This window comes from Fusibacter sp. 3D3, from assembly GCF_001748365.1.
GTDB lineage: Bacteria > Bacillota > Clostridia > Peptostreptococcales > Acidaminobacteraceae > Fusibacter_A.
This window is the reverse complement of the sequence record NZ_BDHH01000005.1, coordinates 87,296-105,979: the sequence shown is the minus strand read 5'-3', so window position 1 is coordinate 105,979 and position 18,684 is coordinate 87,296. Positions and strand designations below refer to the sequence as shown.

Annotated in this window: 19 protein-coding genes and 1 pseudogene; 1 reads left to right on the top strand and 19 read right to left on the bottom strand. The window is 36.5% G+C overall.

From position 1 onward, the window contains the following. Positions 1 to 41: 41 nt before the first annotated feature. From F3D3_RS07775 to F3D3_RS07735, 9 genes and pseudogenes are all read right to left on the bottom strand, one after another. On the bottom strand, positions 42 to 626 hold the full coding sequence (locus tag F3D3_RS07775) for a hypothetical protein (protein WP_069872745.1): 585 nt from the start codon (positions 624 to 626) through the stop codon (positions 42 to 44). A 26-nt stretch (positions 627 to 652) separates the two neighbouring features. Further along, positions 653 to 1,042: an NUDIX domain-containing protein gene (locus F3D3_RS07770; protein ID WP_069872743.1), complete on the bottom strand. Its 390-nt coding sequence runs from the start codon at positions 1,040 to 1,042 to the stop codon at positions 653 to 655. Positions 1,043 to 1,142: 100 nt separating this feature from the next. Then, positions 1,143 to 1,793, bottom strand: a complete 651-nt coding sequence (locus F3D3_RS07765; RefSeq protein WP_374700070.1) for an RNA-guided endonuclease InsQ/TnpB family protein — start codon at positions 1,791 to 1,793, stop codon at positions 1,143 to 1,145. Positions 1,794 to 2,040: 247 nt separating this feature from the next. Continuing rightward, positions 2,041 to 2,295, bottom strand: a pseudogene (gene tnpA, locus F3D3_RS07760) (IS200/IS605 family transposase); the annotation flags it as partial. Between the two features lie 497 nt (positions 2,296 to 2,792). Further along, positions 2,793 to 3,974 carry an acetyl-CoA C-acetyltransferase gene (locus F3D3_RS07755; RefSeq protein WP_069872742.1) on the bottom strand — a complete coding sequence of 394 codons (1,182 nt, stop codon included), beginning with the start codon at positions 3,972 to 3,974 and terminating at the stop codon, positions 2,793 to 2,795. Positions 3,975 to 3,989: 15 nt separating this feature from the next. Further along, positions 3,990 to 5,534: an acyl CoA:acetate/3-ketoacid CoA transferase gene (locus tag F3D3_RS07750; protein ID WP_069872740.1), complete on the bottom strand. Its 1,545-nt coding sequence runs from the start codon at positions 5,532 to 5,534 to the stop codon at positions 3,990 to 3,992. A gap of 10 nt (positions 5,535 to 5,544) precedes the next feature. After that, entirely contained in the window at positions 5,545 to 6,900 is a 1,356-nt protein-coding gene (locus tag F3D3_RS07745; RefSeq protein ID WP_069872739.1) for a GntP family permease, read from the bottom strand. 29 nt (positions 6,901 to 6,929) lie between these two features. Beyond that, positions 6,930 to 7,439: a hypothetical protein gene (locus tag F3D3_RS07740; RefSeq protein WP_069872737.1), complete on the bottom strand. Its 510-nt coding sequence runs from the start codon at positions 7,437 to 7,439 to the stop codon at positions 6,930 to 6,932. 273 nt (positions 7,440 to 7,712) lie between these two features. After that, positions 7,713 to 9,425: a sigma 54-interacting transcriptional regulator gene (locus F3D3_RS07735; RefSeq protein ID WP_069872735.1), complete on the bottom strand. Its 1,713-nt coding sequence runs from the start codon at positions 9,423 to 9,425 to the stop codon at positions 7,713 to 7,715. 278 nt (positions 9,426 to 9,703) lie between these two features. Here F3D3_RS07735 and F3D3_RS07730 point away from each other — a divergent pair, with 278 nt between their 5' ends. Beyond that, positions 9,704 to 10,528 (top strand): Mrp/NBP35 family ATP-binding protein, encoded by an 825-nt coding sequence (locus F3D3_RS07730; protein ID WP_069872733.1) that lies wholly within the window; start codon positions 9,704 to 9,706, stop codon positions 10,526 to 10,528. Positions 10,529 to 10,573: 45 nt separating this feature from the next. Here F3D3_RS07730 and F3D3_RS07725 read toward each other — a convergent pair whose 3' ends face one another. The 10 genes from F3D3_RS07725 to F3D3_RS07680 all read right to left on the bottom strand — a co-directional run bounded on the left by F3D3_RS07725 (position 10,574) and on the right by F3D3_RS07680 (position 18,573). Beyond that, positions 10,574 to 11,344, bottom strand: a complete 771-nt coding sequence (locus F3D3_RS07725; protein WP_069872732.1) for a protein-glutamate O-methyltransferase CheR — start codon at positions 11,342 to 11,344, stop codon at positions 10,574 to 10,576. Positions 11,345 to 11,510: 166 nt separating this feature from the next. Beyond that, positions 11,511 to 12,590 carry a 30S ribosomal protein S1 gene (rpsA, locus tag F3D3_RS07720; RefSeq protein WP_207645358.1) on the bottom strand — a complete coding sequence of 360 codons (1,080 nt, stop codon included), beginning with the start codon at positions 12,588 to 12,590 and terminating at the stop codon, positions 11,511 to 11,513. A 4-nt stretch (positions 12,591 to 12,594) separates the two neighbouring features. Then, on the bottom strand, positions 12,595 to 13,479 hold the full coding sequence (gene ispH, locus F3D3_RS07715) for a 4-hydroxy-3-methylbut-2-enyl diphosphate reductase (RefSeq protein WP_069872728.1): 885 nt from the start codon (positions 13,477 to 13,479) through the stop codon (positions 12,595 to 12,597). A 72-nt stretch (positions 13,480 to 13,551) separates the two neighbouring features. Next, complete coding sequence (locus F3D3_RS07710) at positions 13,552 to 14,157, bottom strand: lysophospholipid acyltransferase family protein (protein WP_069872726.1); 606 nt, start codon at positions 14,155 to 14,157, stop codon at positions 13,552 to 13,554. Between the two features lie 15 nt (positions 14,158 to 14,172). Further along, positions 14,173 to 14,841, bottom strand: coding sequence for a (d)CMP kinase (gene cmk, locus F3D3_RS07705; RefSeq protein WP_069872724.1), 669 nt, complete (start codon positions 14,839 to 14,841; stop codon positions 14,173 to 14,175). Between the two features lie 146 nt (positions 14,842 to 14,987). Further along, on the bottom strand, positions 14,988 to 15,839 hold the full coding sequence (locus F3D3_RS07700) for a MurR/RpiR family transcriptional regulator (protein ID WP_069872722.1): 852 nt from the start codon (positions 15,837 to 15,839) through the stop codon (positions 14,988 to 14,990). 11 nt (positions 15,840 to 15,850) lie between these two features. Beyond that, positions 15,851 to 16,390: a 2-oxoacid:acceptor oxidoreductase family protein gene (locus F3D3_RS07695; RefSeq protein ID WP_069872721.1), complete on the bottom strand. Its 540-nt coding sequence runs from the start codon at positions 16,388 to 16,390 to the stop codon at positions 15,851 to 15,853. A 25-nt stretch (positions 16,391 to 16,415) separates the two neighbouring features. Next, on the bottom strand, positions 16,416 to 17,231 hold the full coding sequence (locus tag F3D3_RS07690) for a 2-oxoacid:ferredoxin oxidoreductase subunit beta (RefSeq protein ID WP_069872719.1): 816 nt from the start codon (positions 17,229 to 17,231) through the stop codon (positions 16,416 to 16,418). Then, complete coding sequence (locus tag F3D3_RS07685; protein ID WP_069872717.1) at positions 17,231 to 18,364, bottom strand: 2-oxoacid:acceptor oxidoreductase subunit alpha; 1,134 nt, start codon at positions 18,362 to 18,364, stop codon at positions 17,231 to 17,233. The genes F3D3_RS07690 and F3D3_RS07685 overlap by 1 nt, the downstream gene beginning before the upstream one ends. Continuing rightward, a complete protein-coding gene (locus tag F3D3_RS07680) occupies positions 18,364 to 18,573 on the bottom strand; it encodes a ferredoxin family protein (RefSeq protein ID WP_069872715.1) in 210 nt (69 codons plus the stop codon). The genes F3D3_RS07685 and F3D3_RS07680 overlap by 1 nt, the downstream gene beginning before the upstream one ends. Between the last annotated feature and the right edge of the window lie 111 nt (positions 18,574 to 18,684).

Genomic DNA, 18,684 nt, shown 5'->3' with positions numbered 1-18,684 from the left:
TTTCTACTTGCAATTTCTGATTTACACGATTCAAATCGCATTTAAGGTTTAAGAACCGAATTGATTTGCGATTCATTTGAAAGTCCAATTTCAATCATATGATCGATGAATCTCTCAAAGATATTCAAAATATTCTCAAGCGTATCGATATCTTTGATCACCCCTGTGGCTTGATAAAGAAGAATACTTTCATCTTTACTGTTTAGACATTTATCTTTTAGTTTAATTTCAAGGGTAATTGGCTTTCCAAAAAATAGAAGTTGTTTTAATTTATAATCGCTTAACAACTGCCTTATCTTTATTTCATCATTGCTTTTAACCACAAAGCGTTGATCAAATTCATCATCTCCAATTAAAATATCTTGCATGCCTAACATTTTACTCAAACTACTGAAAAAACCTTCATGATAAAGTTTAAAACTCAATCTAGTTGGATTCTTAAAAATACTTCTGATCCGTGTATTCATTATTGGTGTAGACCCCACCATAGTCGTATATCGATCCAGTACAATACTTGTATTTTTATATTGAAAAATGACGTTTTCATGTTTTGTAAAAGTTGATTTTCCATAAGTGCCGTTTCTTTTTTTACTGAGCTCTTCCCATGCGCTTTTTTTATTTCTCATCAGAGTACCTTTTAAGCCTTTCTTTATCAATTGCTTTCCACTATTTTCAATTGTTCTGTAACATATGCCCACAAATGAGGTTGTATTTCTGGATAGGTTAATGCCTCTGGTAATGTATCAAAACACTTAAAACACTCAATTTCATAATCAAAATTTAATTTCAGATGTTCAATTTCAGCATAATACAGCCAGCCATAACTCTTGGTGCCCTCTCGTGTAACACTGTAATCACTTATGGGAACAAGTGTGAATTGATCTGCTGTACTCTCTTCCATAAGTTCTCTTTTAGCCGCGTCATCTGGTGACTCACCAGCTTCTATATGTCCGCCAGGGATTTCCCACGTAGATCGATCTCTGTGTTTAACATAAAGCCATTGGTTATTGTATCTAGAGACAATAACCACATACAGTGACATACTCCCACCACTTAAGAAGTGGGGGCTTCTCGTTCGAGTAGCCTAACGGCTACAGCATAAGCGAGCTATCCCCGTGCGTCCCACGGTTCTAGAAGTTCGTTTACGCTAATAATATGCGCATACCTTCATTTTTGATATTTATACTTGCATTGTAATCCCTGTCCATTGTCATTCCGCAATCTTCGCAATGATATGTGCGCTCTGAAAGCAAAAGGGTATTTTTTACTTTTCCACACTCGCTACACATTTTGGAACTTGGAAACCACTTGTCGATTTTAATCAGTTGTTTACCTTGTTCCATCAACTTGTAATCAAGCATAGACACGAACATCCCAAACCCATTATCCATAACACTTTTACCAAAATTCAACGCTTGTGACATCCCCTTCATGTTCAAATCTTCAATACACACAGCATCAACAGCATTGGTTATCTGCTTTGACTGCTTGTGTAAAAAATCCTTACGTTGGTTGGTCACTTTCTCATGAATTTTTGCTACTTTTATCCTTTGCTTGTTACGATTTTTACTTCCTTTTTGACACAAGGATAGCTTTCTTTGTTCACGCTTAAGCTTGTCGAGTGATTTTCTATAATATCTAGGGTACTCTGCTGATATGCCATCAGATGACACAAAAAGCTCTTTCAYGGAAAAATCTAACCCTAACAATGTTTTAGGTTGAACGGCTTTTATCTCTTGTTCATATTCAAACAAAACACTGGCAAAATATTTTCCAGTTGGAGTCTTGCTCACAGTTACAGATTTAAGTTTATAATCTTTATTTGTACATTAGCAAGAGCAAGACTATCTACTTCCTTAAGCCATTCATATTCCTTTTTGTATTGTGCTGGAGTATTGTTTAGCTTTTGCTTCATTTTCTCGTAATGCTCAATTTTATCACTCAGCATCTTGTTGTATATGAAGCGTACACAGCCGAACGTCTTAGCTATTAGCACTTCCTGTTCTGAATTTGGATATATTCTGAATTTGAACGCTTTATTCAATGCTTTTCACCTTGACTTTCTATATATTTCTTAATGACTTCAATGGGTGCACCACCAGTTGTAAGTAAACAATAACTTCTTGACCCAAAATATTCCTTCCAGAGCTTCTTGAGAATTGATTGAAATTCCTTTTTGAGTAGCCTTGAACTTGCACTCTTATAAGCGTTAATAAACTTTGATAATTCACTATTTGGGTGCGCTTTGAACAATATATGGATATGATCACTGTCATGATTCCACTCTAACAATGATCAAAGCGTATACTCAGTCCGCTTCGCTACCTTCGTAACACTTGCACAATCCTATCGGATTGCATTCAGTGGGCGTTTGGACTCCCACTGAATTAGGAATATGAACCCCCACTTTAAGAAGTGGGGGACATCTCCTCAAGGGTTAAATGCGATGATATTTTTTCGCAATTTAAAAATTTAATTTCCATATGATCAATCAGAATCACTCCCTGTAAATGGAAAGATTCCAGCCTCCTTATTGTTATTTTACCGCCAATTCATAATGTTAAGATCATCATAACTTTTTGAACAGAGAATAACCATTAAAAAACCATTAAATTCACAGATTACTTTAGGCTAGAAAAAGAGCGTATCTCTGGTAAAGATACGCTCCAATCGGGGTTTTTAAGGATTTTATTTTTCATTTTTAAAGGCCATAATCTATTTTCAAAACGGACATGCTCAGTGTCCATTGAAAATATAACAGGATATTTCTTTTATTGGTTTCTTCCAAAAGTTTACGAGCGTTCAATGAGCAGTGAAGTGCCCATACCGCCACCGATACAAAGAGTTGCAAGCCCTTTTTTAGAATCTCTTTTTTGCATTTCATGCAAAAGTGTAACAAGAATTCGAGCGCCACTGGCACCCACTGGATGTCCTAAAGCAATGGCACCACCATTGACATTTACGATTTCAGGATTAATTTTCAAATCCTTTACAACCGCTAAAGATTGAGCGGCAAATGCTTCATTTGCTTCAACGAGTTCAATGTCTTCAACCTTCCAACCTGCATCTTTTAAAGCCGCTAAAGTTGCAGGTACAGGACCGTATCCCATAATTGAAGGGTCAACACCCTTTGTCCCATAGCCTTTGATAACTGCTAGATATTCAAGTCCAAGTGCTTCTGCCTTTTCTTTACTCATGACGATGAGCATCGCTGCACCATCATTGATACCAGAGGCGTTTCCAGCCGTTACTGTACCTTCTTTTTTAAACGCTGGTTTTAACTTTTGAAGTGCCTCGTAAGTCGCTCCATATCTTATAAATTCATCATCTTCTACAAGTATTGGCTCTCCTCTTTTAGAGGGAACTTCAACTGTGACGATTTCATCTTTAAACCGACCTGACGTTTGAGCTACTTCCGCTTTATTTTGACTTGCCACAGCAAATTGATCTTGCATTGCCTTCGTTAACGACCATTGCTCAGCAATATTTTCTGCAGTAATACCCATATGGTAATTATTAAAGGCATCTGTTAAAGCGTCTTTTATCATATGATCTATCATTTCATAATGGCCCATTTTTTGACCCCATCGATTTGAGGGCGATAAATAAGGTGCATTTGACATGCTTTCAGTACCACCGCACAGGATTACATCAGCGCCACCCGAAGCAATAATTTGCGCAGCTAAGCTGACACTTCTAAGCCCAGAGCCGCATAAGATATTAATCGACATAGCAGGAACTTCAACTGGGATACCTGCATGAATAGAGACCTGTCTCGCAACGTTTTGGCCACAACCCGCACTTAAAATATTGCCCACAAGCACTTCATCAATTTGATTTGGCAATATACCAGCACGTTTAATGGCTTCTTTTGCTGCTATAGTGCCTAGATCAACAGCACTTAGTGTTTTTAATGCACCACCATAAGCACCCACAGGGGTTCTCACAGCAGATAAAATTACAACTTCTCTCATTTAATACCTCCAAAATTATAAGTTTAGCCCCATTGGGCCTTCATTAAAAATTCGACTGTCCATCTCCTTCAAATTCTTTGAAATGGCAGGTTCAAAATGCATTTGATCGATAATGTCTTTCTGAAGGTCAACTCCGGGTGCAATTTCAGTTAAAGTTAACCCTTTTTCTGATAGTTCAAAGACAGCCCTCTCCGTGACATAAATCACAGGTTGCCCAATCTCATAAGCATATTCACCTGAGAAAGTAATCTGTTCCACTTCGTTTAAAAATTTCTTGGAACTACCTTCTTTTAAGATCGTCAATTTACCTGCTTTAACTTCTAATTCTAAGCCCCCTGCAGTGAATGTCCCACAATAAACCACTTTTTTTGCATTTTGAGAAATGTTGATGAAGCCACCACATCCGGCTACTTTAGGTCCAAATTTAGAAACATTGACATTGCCTTTTTGATCACATTGCGCCAATCCTAAAAATGTCACATCCAAACCACCACCATCATAAAAATCAAACTGATAGGGTTGATCTATAATCATATCCGGATTAATCGCCGCGCCAAAACTCAAGCCGCCTGCTGGTATCCCACCAATAGTGCCTGCCTCTGTTGTCAATATTAAACCATGAATGTTTTCTTCATTAGCCACCATGGAGACACCTTCTGGTATGCCTATACCGAGGTTCATAATGGCATTTTCTTTGAGCTCCATTGCAGCTCTTCTCGCAATCACTTTGCGCTCATTAAGTGCCATTGGTGGAATGCTTTGAACAGGCACTTTTATATCTTGACTATACGCAGGATTAAACTGCTCTGCAAAAGTTTGCATGTGCTCGTGTTGTTCTGCTTCTACGATTGCATCCACATAAATTCCAGGAATTTTGACCATTTTCGAATTGATTGAGCCATCTTTAATAATCTTTTCCACTTGAAGGATTACCTTGCCACCAGAATTCTTAACGGCCTGTGCCATGGAAAGCATTTCAAGGCTTAAACATTCCTTTTCAAAGGTGCAGTTTCCAAAACTGTCTGCATAAGTGCCTCTAATAAAGGCAACATCTATAGGAAACGCTTTATAAAAAAGCCAATCCTCGTTATCAATACTCATGAGTTCTACAAGTTCTTCTTTTGTTCTATCATTAATTTTGCCGCCCTCTAATCGCGGATCTACAAAAGTTTTCAGACCCACCTTGGATATAACACCTGGTTTACCACCCGCAATTGCTCGAAACAAGTGCGAGATAACCCCTTGTGGAAAATTATAGGCATCGATTTGTTCATCTAGTGCTAATTTGCCAAGTTTTGGCGCTAGTCCCCAGTGCCCACCGACTACTTTTTTCACAAGACCTACATGTCCAAAGTGATTTAAACCTCGATCTTTACCATCGCCTTGCCCTGCTGCATAAACCAAAGTTAAATCCTTTGGATGTCCATTTTTTATAAATGCATCTTCAACACCTCTGCTCAGTGCTTCAGGGTGCATATTACCCACGAATCCTCCGGTAACTACTGTTGAACCATCTTGGATGAGCGCAATTGCGTCTTCAAGTGATATCACTTTATTCATGCGATCCTCCTTATACGATTCCAGTTATTAAATAAAATACGGAAACAATTGCTACTGCGATAAGTGGTATTACTACGGTCAATGCCGCTATATCCAAATAACTTTCTTTGTGATTTAATTTACAAACTGATAATAACGTAATAACTGCACCACAATGTGGCAAGCTGTCCAGTCCGCCCGAAGCCATAAGCATAATTCTATGAAGCGCCTGTGGATCAATCCCCATTGCTAAGAAATCTTTTGCCAGTACTTCAAGTGCAATCGCGGTACCTCCAGATGACGACCCCACAATACCCGCGAGTAATGTTGTAGAAATTGCCACTTTAAAAATAGATGGAATTGTAAATGCAACGATACCGAGTTTAACCGTTGTAAATGCAGCAAGAGACTTAATCACACCACCATAACCTACTTCAGAACCTGTATTGAAGATCGGAAGCAATGAACCAATTGCACCTTCAAATATAACTTTATTTGTATTCACAAGGTATTTTCTAAGTGTAACTAAAATAAATACGATTGAAAGTGAAAGCCCTAAAACAACTGGCCAAGTTCCATTAATCGCTGATCCAACCGCTTCATAAGATGCGATAATTGCAGGATTTGCAAAATATACTTTTGTAAAGATAAAGTTTAATACAAACACCAAAGCAATTGGTGTAATCGAAATACCAAAGCTAGGCAAATCATTGCCTACTTCATGCAAGCCTTCATTTTCATGATTTCCATAGCCTTCACCAGCTGCAGCAGCTTGGGCGGCTCTTCTGTTAAGCCACCATAAGCCACCGAAGAACATAATTGCACTACCCATCAAGCCTAAGATTGGACCCGCATAGATATCAGTCCCAAAGTATACAGTCGGCATTGTATTAATATATTGAGGTGAACCTGGTAATCCAGTCATTGTAAATGTAAATGCTCCAAGCGCTATTGCAGCTGGTAATAATCTCTTAGGAACATCAGCTTCTCTTAAGAGCATTGCACCAATAGGATACATCGCAAATACAACAACGAATAACGAAACACCACCATAAGTTAAAAGTGAAGTCGCAACGATAACAGCTGCAATTGCATGTTTCTTACCAAACTTATTAGAAATATAATGTGCAATTGAGGTCGCCGCACCAGTAACCCCCATCAATTTACCAAAGATTGCACCTGCTAAAAATACAGGAAAATAAGCTTGGATATAACCAGCCGCAGCTGGCATGAAAATATTAGATAGAGCATGTAACGCTGGTATTTCACCTGACAGAAGTGCTGCCAACATCGCCAAAATTGGTGCTAGTACAAGTACAGTCACACCGCGATATGCGAAGTACATAAGAGAAAATAACGTCAATAATATCGCTAATACACCTAACATCTTTGTCCCCCTAAATTTTAATAGAAAATTTAATTTCCAACGATTAATTGAATCAACTCATAAAATGTGTACACAAATGCCACTATGGCAATTGCATAGAGGCTATAAAATAGCCCTAGTGTGAAGTGTTTGTTTTTTTCATATGCATCTACATGCTTAGAATGCATTTTTTCTTTAAGATGATCTTTTGAGTCTTTAATCACATGCAGAACAAACATTGCAAGCATTCCTATTAGTCCCAATAAAATCATCAAATACAGTAATCCTAAATGTACACCTGAGACTTTTTCAATGATGGAAATGATTGCACTCATGAAAACCATCGGTATAAAAAATTGATCCCATTTGAAGACACGGTATTCATTTTGATAAGTCTCTGAAATCAGAATTCTCACTAACAAAACCACCAAATGCATATATTTATAGCTTTGTGGGTAATAAATTTGCTGTCCGATCGTAAACAACAAAAGGCTTTGATAGATCAAATTGAAAACGAATGGTTTTTTTAGATTGCACATCATTTGCGATAAGTCTCCCATAGAAAATTCACCTCCACTTTATATAATCGCAAAACACGTGCCAAAACTTTAAGCACATAAAAATGCATATTTGTTCAGAATTGTACATAATGAGTGCAATAAACGAATCTCTTATTCATAATATTCATAAAAAATTAAGAAAAGTGTAAATCAACCTTTACGCTTTTTCGGAAGCATCACATCATTTGTCAAGTTTTAATGACACAATAACGGAAGTCCTCAATTTTGTAAATATTTCTTTACACTTTTTCGATTTCAAATACTTATTTAGCTTTATTTAAGATCATATTTTTCTAGTTTTGTATGGAGCGCCATCCTTGAAATACCTAAATCTTCAGCGGTTTTAGTCTTATTCCCTTTGAAATAGATCAATCTTTCAAGCAATATTTTTTTTTCATAAATTTCCATCATCTGCTTGAGTGGTTCACCCGTATAATCCAATTCGGTTGTCTTTAAAAAGGCTGGCAAGTGGTACGGTTGAATGAAATCATCACCTTCCATGATGTTATATGCCCGTTCAATAATATTTCTAAGCTCACGTATATTGCCTTGCCATTGGTAATTTGAAAGTAAAAACTGCGCCTTTTCAGAGACCCCTCTCACCTTTCCATGATCCTGTTGGTTGAGTTGATCGATAAAATGCTTACTCAGTAGCATGACATCCTCTTTGCGGTCTCTGAGGGGCGGTATCGTCAAATTAATCACATTAAGCCGATAATAAAGGTCTTCTCTAAATTGTTTTGCTTCAACCATCTCTTTTAAATTTCTATTTGTGGCTGCGATCACCCTGACATCAATTTGTTTGGGTCTGTTGGACCCGACGCGTTCCACTTCACCTTCTTGTAAGACTCTCAGTATTTTAGCCTGCATTTGCAAAGGCATATCCCCAATTTCATCCAAAAATATTGTCCCGAGATCCGCCAATTCGAATTTGCCGATACGCCCATTCTTATCTGCACCCGTAAAGGCCCCCTTCTCATATCCAAAGAGTTCTGATTCTAATAACTGCTCTGGTATTGCTGCACAATTTACAGAAATAAAGGGCATGTCATGCCGATTGCTCGCTTGATGAATGGCATGAGCAAACAACTCCTTACCCGTTCCACTTTCGCCCTGTATGAGTACATTTGATTTCGTGTGCGCTATTTTTTTGGCCTGATGTTTCAATTTATTCATTTGATCATTGGAGGTAATAATTTGTTCAAAAGTATATTTTGCTTTATGAATACTGCTGATTTCTGACCTTAAATTTCGGAGTTCTTGTTCTATTCGAGTGTATTTTTTGTTGATGTTATGAAGCTCTGACACATTTCTAAAAATAACCTTTCCAATTGCGCCTGCTTGCTTTCCATCCACATAATAAGGAATTCTAGTGGCTACCATATAATCCCCTCTGATCTCTTGGAAATCATTGATTTCAGGAACACCTGTCTGTGCGACGATATGCATGCGCGTGTTGGGAATCACTTGAGTGACATGTTTACCAATCACTTCATCATCTTCAAGTCCTAAAAAACGTTTATAGGCATTGGAGATCATCGTGATGTTACCCTTTAAGTCCACAACTAAGATGCCATCATAGGCAAGTTCTAAAATCGACTTTAAAATAACCATTTCACTTCGATCTGCTTCTAGTTTTTCATTCAACGCTTCGTACTTGGTTACATCATCAAATATGGCAATTGCACCAACTGGCTTGCCTTTTTCAAATACAGGAATTCTTGAAGTGATGCAATGCTTACCATTTACCTCAATGCTTACGTTTCGATCTATCGTCAGCGTTTTGAATGTATCCATTAGTTTAGATTCCTGATAAACCTCCAAAATCGGTCTATCCAAAGCCTTCTCAAGTGGGATATTTAAGAGCTGAATCGCCCTATCATTGATGTTCTTCACTCTGCCTTCATGATCCACTAAAATGATGGCATTCTTAATTTCTTCGAATACATTTTGATTTTCTAAAACACAGTTAAAAAAATTATTCAAAATAATCCCTCATTTCCGGTTATTAGGTTTTGTTTCCTACTACTTATGTTACGCAAATTTGATACCAAAGTTAATTCTATTATAAAGGAAATCTCATAAAAAAAGAATCGCCCATTTGAACGATTCATTGGATATCAAAATATTTTTAGTAAATCTTACTCATATATGCTTTTAGAGTGTTTTTCTAAATCTAATAAAAAACAACACTTATAACATTGACTATCCTACATAATAAGATATAATATTATTGGCATACGCCATTTTAAGGAGGCAGAATTATGGAAAAAGAAAGTCCAAATCAATTTAGTAATATTAAAAATATCATAGGTATTTTGAGCGGTAAGGGCGGCGTTGGAAAATCATCGGTTACAGCACTTACTGCAATTACGTTAAGAGAACAAGGCTATCGCGTCGGCATTTTAGATGCTGATATAACAGGCCCATCTATCCCAAAAGTTTTCGGTGTCAATCAGAGAAAAGCTTTGGGAACGCCAAATGGTATAGAACCTGTTATTTCATCTACCGGTATAAAAATTATGAGTGTCAATCTTATTCTTGAAAACGAAGATGAACCCGTTGTATGGAGAGGTCCCATTATCTCAAATGCGGTAAAACAATTTTATACAGAAGTAATCTGGGGTGATCTTGATTATTTGTTAATTGACTTGCCACCAGGCACCGGAGATGTTCCCCTAACCGTTATGCAATCTTTGGCTATCGATGGCATTATAATTGTCTCAACACCTCAAGATCTTGTTAAAATGGTCGTTAATAAATCAATAAAAATGGTTAAAATGCTCCACACACCCATTATCGGCGTGATAGAGAACATGAGTTATTTCATTTGTCCCTCTTGTGATGAAAAACACAAGATCTTTGGGCAAAGTAAAGTTAGAAATACAGCAAAAGAGATGGGTGTTCATTTCATTTCTGAAATTCCAATAGACCCTCTGCTCGTTGAACTCTCAGATGAAGGTAAAATTGAGCTCTATACCAAACACAATTTCACTTTTTCTGATGCCTATCAAAAAGAAATCAATAAAGCATTAGCTCAGTTCGAGGCAGGCAAGGTTATCGTACCTTCTGCATTTAAGATGGTCTAATAATATATGAACTCCAAAGAGTCCTACGCGTTGGGGCTCTTTTTATTATCTTTTGTAATAGAAAAACGTCTTACTAGATTCAAAATTATACCGTTGCGGCTGAATAATTTGTTCAGTACTCCCCACAAAGAAATAACCATCATTCACAAGCGCATCATAGAATTTTTTATACATCTCATCCTTAGCTTCTTCTGTGAAATAAATCATAACGTTTCTACAGATAATCATATCAAAACCTTTTGGATAGGGATCACTTAATAAATTCATTTTCTTAAACTCTACACACCGCTTGATTTCATCCTTAATCCTATAAGACTTCCCTACTATTTCAAAATATTTATCGACGTATTGTTTGGGTACATTTTTAATACTCTTCTCCGAGTAAATGCCCATTTGAGCTTTAGAAAGCGCTTCATCATCAAAGTCAACTGCATAAATTTTTATATCTTTAAGTGGCATAAACTCACTGAGACACATGACGAGCGAATAAGGCTCTTCTCCAGTTGAACAAGCTGCTGACCAAATCTTAGGTCTTTTATTTCTCTTTAGAATTGCCGGAAATACATCTTCTCGTAATGTTTCCCATTGACTTGGATTTCTATAAAACTCGGATACATTTATGGTCAAATAAGTGATAAATTCATCGAATGAATCTTTATCCGTATCTATTAACTTAAAATAAGAATCAAAGTCACCAAGACCATGTCTAGTAATTAAAGATTCAATACGTCTTTTCATTTGTCTTTCTTTATACAGCGTTAAGTCTAGTTTTGTTTTATTAAAAACACGTTCTTTAAACTTTTCATAGCCTTCCATATAAATCTCCTTTTGAAAATATATTATCGTGTTTATTTATAGCCATATATATGGTTTTAAATCATAAACAAGACACAAGATAATCAAATTCTAATTTTGTCTGATCATCTGCCCTAAATAACTTTACTAAAAAAGCCGATGAATTTTAATTCATCGGCTTTGTGTTTTATTCCTGCTCAGTTTCTTCCTGAATCGGATCATTTACTGCTTTCATAGAAAGTTTAACTTTCTTTTCATCAGCAATGTACTCTAATATTCTCACTTCAACCGTTTGATTAATTTTAAGAACATCACTTGGCTTCTCAACATGCTCTTTAGCAATATGAGATACATGAACCAATCCTTCAATACCAGGTTCAAGTTCAACAAACGCACCAAAATCCGTAAGATTTACAACTTTACCTTCATAGATACCATCCACTTCATATTTATCAGCAAATGTTGCCCAAGGTTCTTGACTAAGTTGTTTAATACTCAATGAGATTTTATTTTCGTCTTTATTGGCATCAATAATTTTTACCTCTATTGTATCGCCTACATTAACAAAATCATTTACAGGTTTAATTCTACCCCAGCTCATTTCTGTTACGTGAACAAGTCCATCCATGCCACCGATATCAACAAAAGCACCAAAGTTTGTAATTCTTTTTACTTCGCCTTTTACAATGCTGCCAATTTCAATCGTTTTCCAGAATTGCTCTCTTGAAGCTTGTTTTTCTAGCACAGCAAACTCTTTATGAGAGAAAACAGCTCTTCTTTTTTGCTTATTAATTTCAATAACCTTTACTTTGAGTTCTTGACCAATATAAGGTCTTAAATTCTTAACAAATCTGTCAGATAATTGAGAAGCCGGAACGAATCCTCTAATTTCTTTAAAGAATGCAATCAATCCGCCGTTTACAGCATCTGCAATCTTAACCGTGATTTCAGCGTCTTTTTCATGTAACGCTTCAAGCTCACCCCAATCTTTGTCTACATTTACTTTTCTAAGTGATAATAAAATGTTACCTTCACCATTATCATGGTTTATGATGAATACGTCTAGCTCTTGTCCGACTTTAAAATTGTTTTCAATATCAAAGTTTGGATCTGCAGACACTTCATTTCTAGGAATTACGCCGTCAGATTTATAACCGATGTTTACAATTACAACATCAGTATTAACTTGAATTATGCTTCCTTTAACAACTGACCCTCTTCTTGGAATTCTCAATGATTCTTCGATTTGCTCCATCATCTCAGCCATTGAATTATGATTTTCCATCAAAAAATACCTCGCCTTCATTTTCTATTTTAAGAATGACCGATTCAACAATCCAGTCTGGTGTTGAAGCACCCGCTGCAATACCAATTTTTGTATTGCTTTTAAACATGGATACATCTACTAAATCATCCTTAGTTTCAATGTGAATCGTCGTAGCATTCCTACTACATATTTCTGCTAACTTTCTTGTATTCGAACTGTGCTTTCCACCAATTACAATCATAAATTCCACAGTTTTAGAGAGTTCAATACAAGCCTTTTGTCTCTGTTCAGTTGCTAAACATATCGTATTTTGAATAACTGCATTAGATAGTTTCTCACTGAATAAAGTCGACATTTGTTCCCACAAACTCAACTTGAATGTGGTTTGTGCTACAATACAAAATAGTTCATCGGATGGATGCATATCTTCTACATCATGTAATGTATTAACAATTGTAGCACTTTCATCACACCATCCATTAATACCAAGAACCTCTGGATGATTTTGATCTCCGACAATAATTATATTATAACCTTTTAAATAGTAAGATGAAACTGTATTTTGAATTTTTTTAACATACGGACAAGTTGCGTCATGGATCTCAAATCCTTGTGCCTCTGCTAAATCATATACAGACTTTGGTGCGCCATGTGAACGAATCACTAAACGATCTCCATCCATTCTATTATCCATGAAATTCGCAAGTTTTTCAATGGCTTTTATACCTTTTTCTTCATAATATTCAGTTACTTGATTATTATGAATGATAGGACCGAGTGTAAATATCCTTTTTTCGCCCTTATTGGCTTCAATAAGGTCATCTAATATCTGAATAGCCCGTTTAACGCCATAACAGAAACCAGAATGTTTTGCGATTTGAATGATCATTTCGCCTCCAAATATTCTGAGTCAATAAATATTCTACACATTAAAATTCATTATATCATTTCTTATGAAAATTTACAAGTTTTCTGATTTATCAATTCCTATTGATTTATAAATGTTGCTTATAATATTTTGAGATAACCTTTCAAGCGTTTCAGAATCCACTTTTTGGTCGTAATAAGCTTCCAAAACCACAGGCTTATGAAATGTAACCCTTATCCTTGAGAACAATTTAAAAGTTGAATCAATTGTAATCGGTAAAATAGGCGTTTTAGTCCTAATTGCAAGCATTGCTACACCAGCCTTGACGGGTAAAGGCTCTGTGCCTTTATTTCGAGTGCCCTCAGGAAAAAGCGCTAGATTATCGTTTTGCTTCAAAACGGTTAACGCGATTTTAATGGCTTTGATGTCGTTGCCATCACGATCAACTGGAAATACGCCAACTTTATCAAGAACCCAGCTCACTATTTTATACTTAAAATTTTCTTTTTTGGACATAAAACGTGCTTGAAGTGGCAAAACACCCCCCAGTAAAAAGGGATCGTGAAGACTTGAATGATTCCCGCAAATGACATAGTTCTGTTGACCGTCTATATTTTCCTTGCCTATCAGTTCAAGCTTATAAAAAATTTTATAATAAAGAAGTGCGCCCTTACTACAAATTGCATAAAAAGTATTCATGATCTACTCCTAAGTTTATTTAAGCTCAACTTGATCTTTTTTGACATCCTCTAGAATATACTGCACAACATTTTCAATCGTTAAAGCTGTTGTATCAATACACTTAGCATCTTTTGCTTGTACAAGGGGTGCGGTTTCACGCTCTTGGTCTATTTTATCTCTTGCTTCAATCTCAGCCATCATCTCTTCGATGGTGTTATCAAAGCCTTTTGCCTTTAAATCCAAAATTCTTCTCTTGGCTCTTTCCTTGATTGCCGCCACAAGAAAATATTTATAGGCCGCATTGGGCAAAACATGTGTTGCAATGTCTCTCCCATCCATGACAACCGACTGATTTCCAGCTATTTTTTGTTGTAAAGCCACCATTTGAGCCCTTACATAGGCATCTTTTGCGACATACGAAACATTTTGAGTGACTGCTGGTGTTCGAATGGCTTCTGTACAGTCAACGCCATTTACGCGAATACGATCCACTGTTATTTGCAAATCAAGTTGATCTACTAGAACCCTTAATGCCTGCGAATCGTTAAGATCAATATGTTTATTTAGAGCTTCAAGAGTAACCGCTCTATACATTGCACCCGTATCTAAATAGGTAATATTCAGCCTCTCGGCAACAATCTTTGCCACTGTACTCTTCCCAGATCCAGCTGGACCATCAATGGCTATCTGAATAATTTGCATGTGCATACCTCAATTATAGTTAGAGTTTCAAAAGTCTAACCCATTATTTAATCTTATGATCTATTTAAAAAACAAATACCACCTAGCTATGGTGGTATTTACTTTAAAATTATATCGCATATCTAATTAAATATCAATCCATGAAATTATTTGATATTATAGACGCCGTAATCATCCCAAATGCGTTCAAGCTTTTCAAGATTTTTTTCAACGCCTTCTTTGCGTATACTGACACCGATGATTAATGCGTTTATCAAACTCATAGGTGCTACAAATGAATCAATAAATGTATTCATGTTGTACTTTGCAATTAAACAGTATTTAACTTTTTCATAAAGGGGTGAATTCATGCCATCCGTTATGCCTATAATGGTTGCTCTATTCTTGATTGCATAATTCACACAATCATAAGTTCTCTTTGAATAGCGCGGAAAAGAAAGTACAACCATAACATCATCCTTTGATAAATTCAAAAGTTGATCGTACACATCTTGTGCGGATTCTTGTATGATATGAATTTCGGGCAATATAAAATTTAAATAAAATCCTAAATAGTTGGCTAACACAGATGAACTTCTAAGACCGAGTATATAGACTTTTTTTGCATTGATAATTTCATGAATCACCTTATCAATGAGATCATAATCAAATTGATCGATCGTCTGTCTGATATGATCCATATCATTGATCATAATTTTAGTTAAATACTCCGCTTCTTGATGTTCCTTGGAGAGCTCAAAGCGCTGAACTGTTGTAAGCTTCGTCTTAATGGTCTCCTGAAGTTCTTTCTGTAACTGAGGGTAACCCTCGTACCCTATAGCATTGGCAAAACGAACCACTGTTGATTCGCTAATGTTTACGTTTTTACCAAGGGTCGATGCAGTCATAAAAGCTACTTTATCGTAGTTTTCTAAAATATAATCTGCAATCTTTTTGTGGCTTTTACTAAGTGTTAAATATTTTTGCCTAATGCGTCCTAATAAGTCTGAATTACTCATCAAATCACCTTTTACATTTGATTTGCCAGCTCATACCCCTTCTGTAAAGCTAATTTATTCAACTCTTCAGTTCCCTTTGGAACCCTAGATAGAATAGCAGCTTCAAGACTTTCTGCACTTACAATACCGGTTAACCCAACAATCAAACCCAATGCAACGATGTTTGCAACAATCTCTTTACCAACAGCAACTCTAGCTGTTTCTATGATTGGAACACTGATAATTCTCTTTGCTTTAAGGCCTTTAGGCAGTTCAATTGAATCGTCAACAATGATAGTTCCTTCTTCAGAAATATCTTTAATATATTTGTCACATGCAATTTGTGTTAATGCCAATGACATATTCGGTAATGTAACCTTTGGAAAATCTATTACGCTATCACTTATGATAACTTCTGCTTTACTTGCTCCGCCCCTAGCTTCTGGACCATAGCTCTGAGTTTGAATGGCATTTTTATTATCTCTTAATGCTGCCTCTGCTAATATTATACCCGCAGTTATGAGTCCTTGTCCACCAGAACCCGATAATCTTAACTCTAATTGACTATTCATCTCACATATCTCCTTTAATTATACACTATTTTTTAAGTCTTTCGATAATGCCATCGTAAAGTGCTGTGTATTCAGGTTCGACTTTGTTGACGAATTCACCCATTAAGAATTTGCCTTCTAACTTTTCAGGTGGTAATTTTTCTGCTACCTTGCGATCCACAAAACTGTCTTTCAGGAAGTTCATCATATCCACAACAGAGCCTTTTTTGTTTTTTCGACCGTAGTAGGTTGGGCAAATCGAAATTGCTTCAACAAGTGAAAAACCTTTATGTTGTATAGCAGCTTCAATAAATTTTTGCATTTGATTTGCATGATAAACGGTTGTTTTAGCCGTATAAGTTGCGCCTGCACCACCAGCCAATTGAGTGATATCAAAAGGTCTGTCGATATTGCCATAAGGCGCTGTAGTGCCTTTTTCATGCGTTGGTGTTGTTGGAGAATACTGCCCGCCTGTCATACCATAAATGTTATTATTAAAACAAATTGTTGTGATATTGATATTTCTTCTCGCAGCGTGGATTAAATGGTTACCGCCAATCGCTGATAAATCTCCATCTCCTGCCACAACAATTACTTCGAGTTCAGGATTCGCAAGTTTCACACCTGTTGCAAATCCAAGCGCTCTACCATGTGTTGTATGAAGTGTGTTAAAATCCATATATCCAGGCGCTCTTGATGAGCATCCAATTCCAGAAACAATACATACTTTATCTTTATCAAGTCCTAAGGTCTCGATTGCTCTTCCCATTGCTGCCATTATGATGCCATGACCACATCCAGGACACCAAATGTGTGGAAACTTATCCACTCTAAAATAGTTCTCTACTAATGGGCTATTCATTATAATACCTCCCTAAAAGATAGGATTAACTCTTCTGGTGTAATGATCTCACCGTTTGCTTTTCCATAGAATCTCACCGGACATTTACCGCCAACAGATCTTTCAACCTCAAGTTTCAATTGTCCAAAGTTCAGTTCTGTTACTAAAATATCTTTGACATTTGCCCCAATTTCCTTAATACGCGCTTCTGGGAAAGGCCAGATTGTAATAGGTCTAAACAGTCCCACTTTAACGCCTTCATTGCGAAGTTGCTTAACGACTGCTTTTGCAGTTCTAGCAGTACCGCCGTATGCAAATATAACATATTCAGCATCTTCCATAAACATTTCTTCGTAATCAATAATATCGTCGAGGTTGTCGTCTATCTTTGCCATTAATCTCTTAATTAATACGTCTGCATTTGCTGTACTGTTACTTGGGAAACCTGTTTCATCATGCATTAATCCTGTCACATGATATCTAAAGCCTTCACCAAATGCTGCCATTTTAGGAACAAGATCACCTTCTTCAACTTTGTAAGCTTTGTAATCAGATCCCACTTCTGGTTTTATTCTATTATAAACTTCAATTTCAGATTGCTCTGGAATTTCGATTTTTTCTCTCATATGTCCTGTAATTTCATCGGTTAATAAAATGACAGGCGTTCTGTATTTTTCTGCTAAATTAAAAGCTCTCACCGTTAAGTCAAATGTTTCTCTTACAGAATCTGGTGTTAAACAAATAACAGGATGATCTCCATGTGTACCCCATTTAGCTTGCATAACATCACCTTGTGCTGGAGATGTCGGAAGACCTGTTGAAGGACCCCCTCTTTGTACGTTTACAATCACGAGTGGAATTTCAGCTAATGCTGCATAACCTATGTTCTCTTGTTTCAATGAAAATCCAGGACCAGATGTTGCAGTCATTGCTTTAACGCCTGTTAAAGAAGCGCCTATTGCTGCGGCTATGCCTGCGATTTCATCTTCCATCTGAATAAACTTACCACCAATTTGTGGGAGTCTCTCTGCTGATAATTCTGCAATCTCAGTTGATGGCGTTATTGGATATCCAGAATAAAATTTCATACCAGCCATTAATGCGCCTTCTACACACGCTTCGTTTCCTTGAAGAAATTTCACTTTCTTAGCCATTATGCCTTACCTCCTAAAAAAATTGCAAAATCAGGACATCTCATTTCACACATCCTACACTTGATACAATTTTCACGATCTAACATACTCACTTTACCATTTTCATTAAATCCTAATACTTTTTTAGGACAAAAGGCGATACAGATACCGCAGCCTTTACACCAAGCTTCATTAATCTTAATTTCAAAATTTTCTTTATTGTCAGCCATTGGAAAACCTCCTTTTACTCTCTAAATTAATCATATCACAGTTAATACGTTTTGCAAGTGCAATTTCATTTTTAGCTTGATTTTTTTGAAAAATGCAACTCAAGTTGCATA

Bases quoted from the DNA above. Each gene is read 5' to 3' on its own strand.
- F3D3_RS07755 (WP_069872742.1), bottom strand. From the start codon at position 3,974: ATGAGAGAAGTTGTAATTTTATCTGCTGTGAGAACCCCTGTGGGTGCT.
- F3D3_RS07690 (WP_069872719.1), bottom strand. From the start codon at position 17,231: ATGAATAGCCCATTAGTAGAGAACTATTTTAGAGTGGATAAGTTTCCA.
- F3D3_RS07730 (WP_069872733.1), top strand. From the start codon at position 9,704: ATGGAAAAAGAAAGTCCAAATCAATTTAGTAATATTAAAAATATCATA.
- F3D3_RS07775 (WP_069872745.1), bottom strand. From the start codon at position 626: ATGAGAAATAAAAAAAGCGCATGGGAAGAGCTCAGTAAAAAAAGAAAC.
- F3D3_RS07725 (WP_069872732.1), bottom strand. From the start codon at position 11,344: ATGGAAGGCTATGAAAAGTTTAAAGAACGTGTTTTTAATAAAACAAAA.
- F3D3_RS07695 (WP_069872721.1), bottom strand. From the start codon at position 16,390: ATGAATAGTCAATTAGAGTTAAGATTATCGGGTTCTGGTGGACAAGGA.
- F3D3_RS07710 (WP_069872726.1), bottom strand. From the start codon at position 14,157: ATGAATACTTTTTATGCAATTTGTAGTAAGGGCGCACTTCTTTATTAT.
- F3D3_RS07745 (WP_069872739.1), bottom strand. From the start codon at position 6,900: ATGTTAGGTGTATTAGCGATATTATTGACGTTATTTTCTCTTATGTAC.
- F3D3_RS07750 (WP_069872740.1), bottom strand. From the start codon at position 5,534: ATGAATAAAGTGATATCACTTGAAGACGCAATTGCGCTCATCCAAGAT.
- F3D3_RS07700 (WP_069872722.1), bottom strand. From the start codon at position 15,839: ATGAGTAATTCAGACTTATTAGGACGCATTAGGCAAAAATATTTAACA.
- rpsA (WP_207645358.1), bottom strand. From the start codon at position 12,590: ATGGCTGAGATGATGGAGCAAATCGAAGAATCATTGAGAATTCCAAGA.
- F3D3_RS07740 (WP_069872737.1), bottom strand. From the start codon at position 7,439: ATGGGAGACTTATCGCAAATGATGTGCAATCTAAAAAAACCATTCGTT.
- F3D3_RS07685 (WP_069872717.1), bottom strand. From the start codon at position 18,364: ATGGCTAAGAAAGTGAAATTTCTTCAAGGAAACGAAGCGTGTGTAGAA.
- F3D3_RS07680 (WP_069872715.1), bottom strand. From the start codon at position 18,573: ATGGCTGACAATAAAGAAAATTTTGAAATTAAGATTAATGAAGCTTGG.
- ispH (WP_069872728.1), bottom strand. From the start codon at position 13,479: ATGATCATTCAAATCGCAAAACATTCTGGTTTCTGTTATGGCGTTAAA.
- F3D3_RS07770 (WP_069872743.1), bottom strand. From the start codon at position 1,042: ATGTCACTGTATGTGGTTATTGTCTCTAGATACAATAACCAATGGCTT.
- cmk (WP_069872724.1), bottom strand. From the start codon at position 14,841: ATGCAAATTATTCAGATAGCCATTGATGGTCCAGCTGGATCTGGGAAG.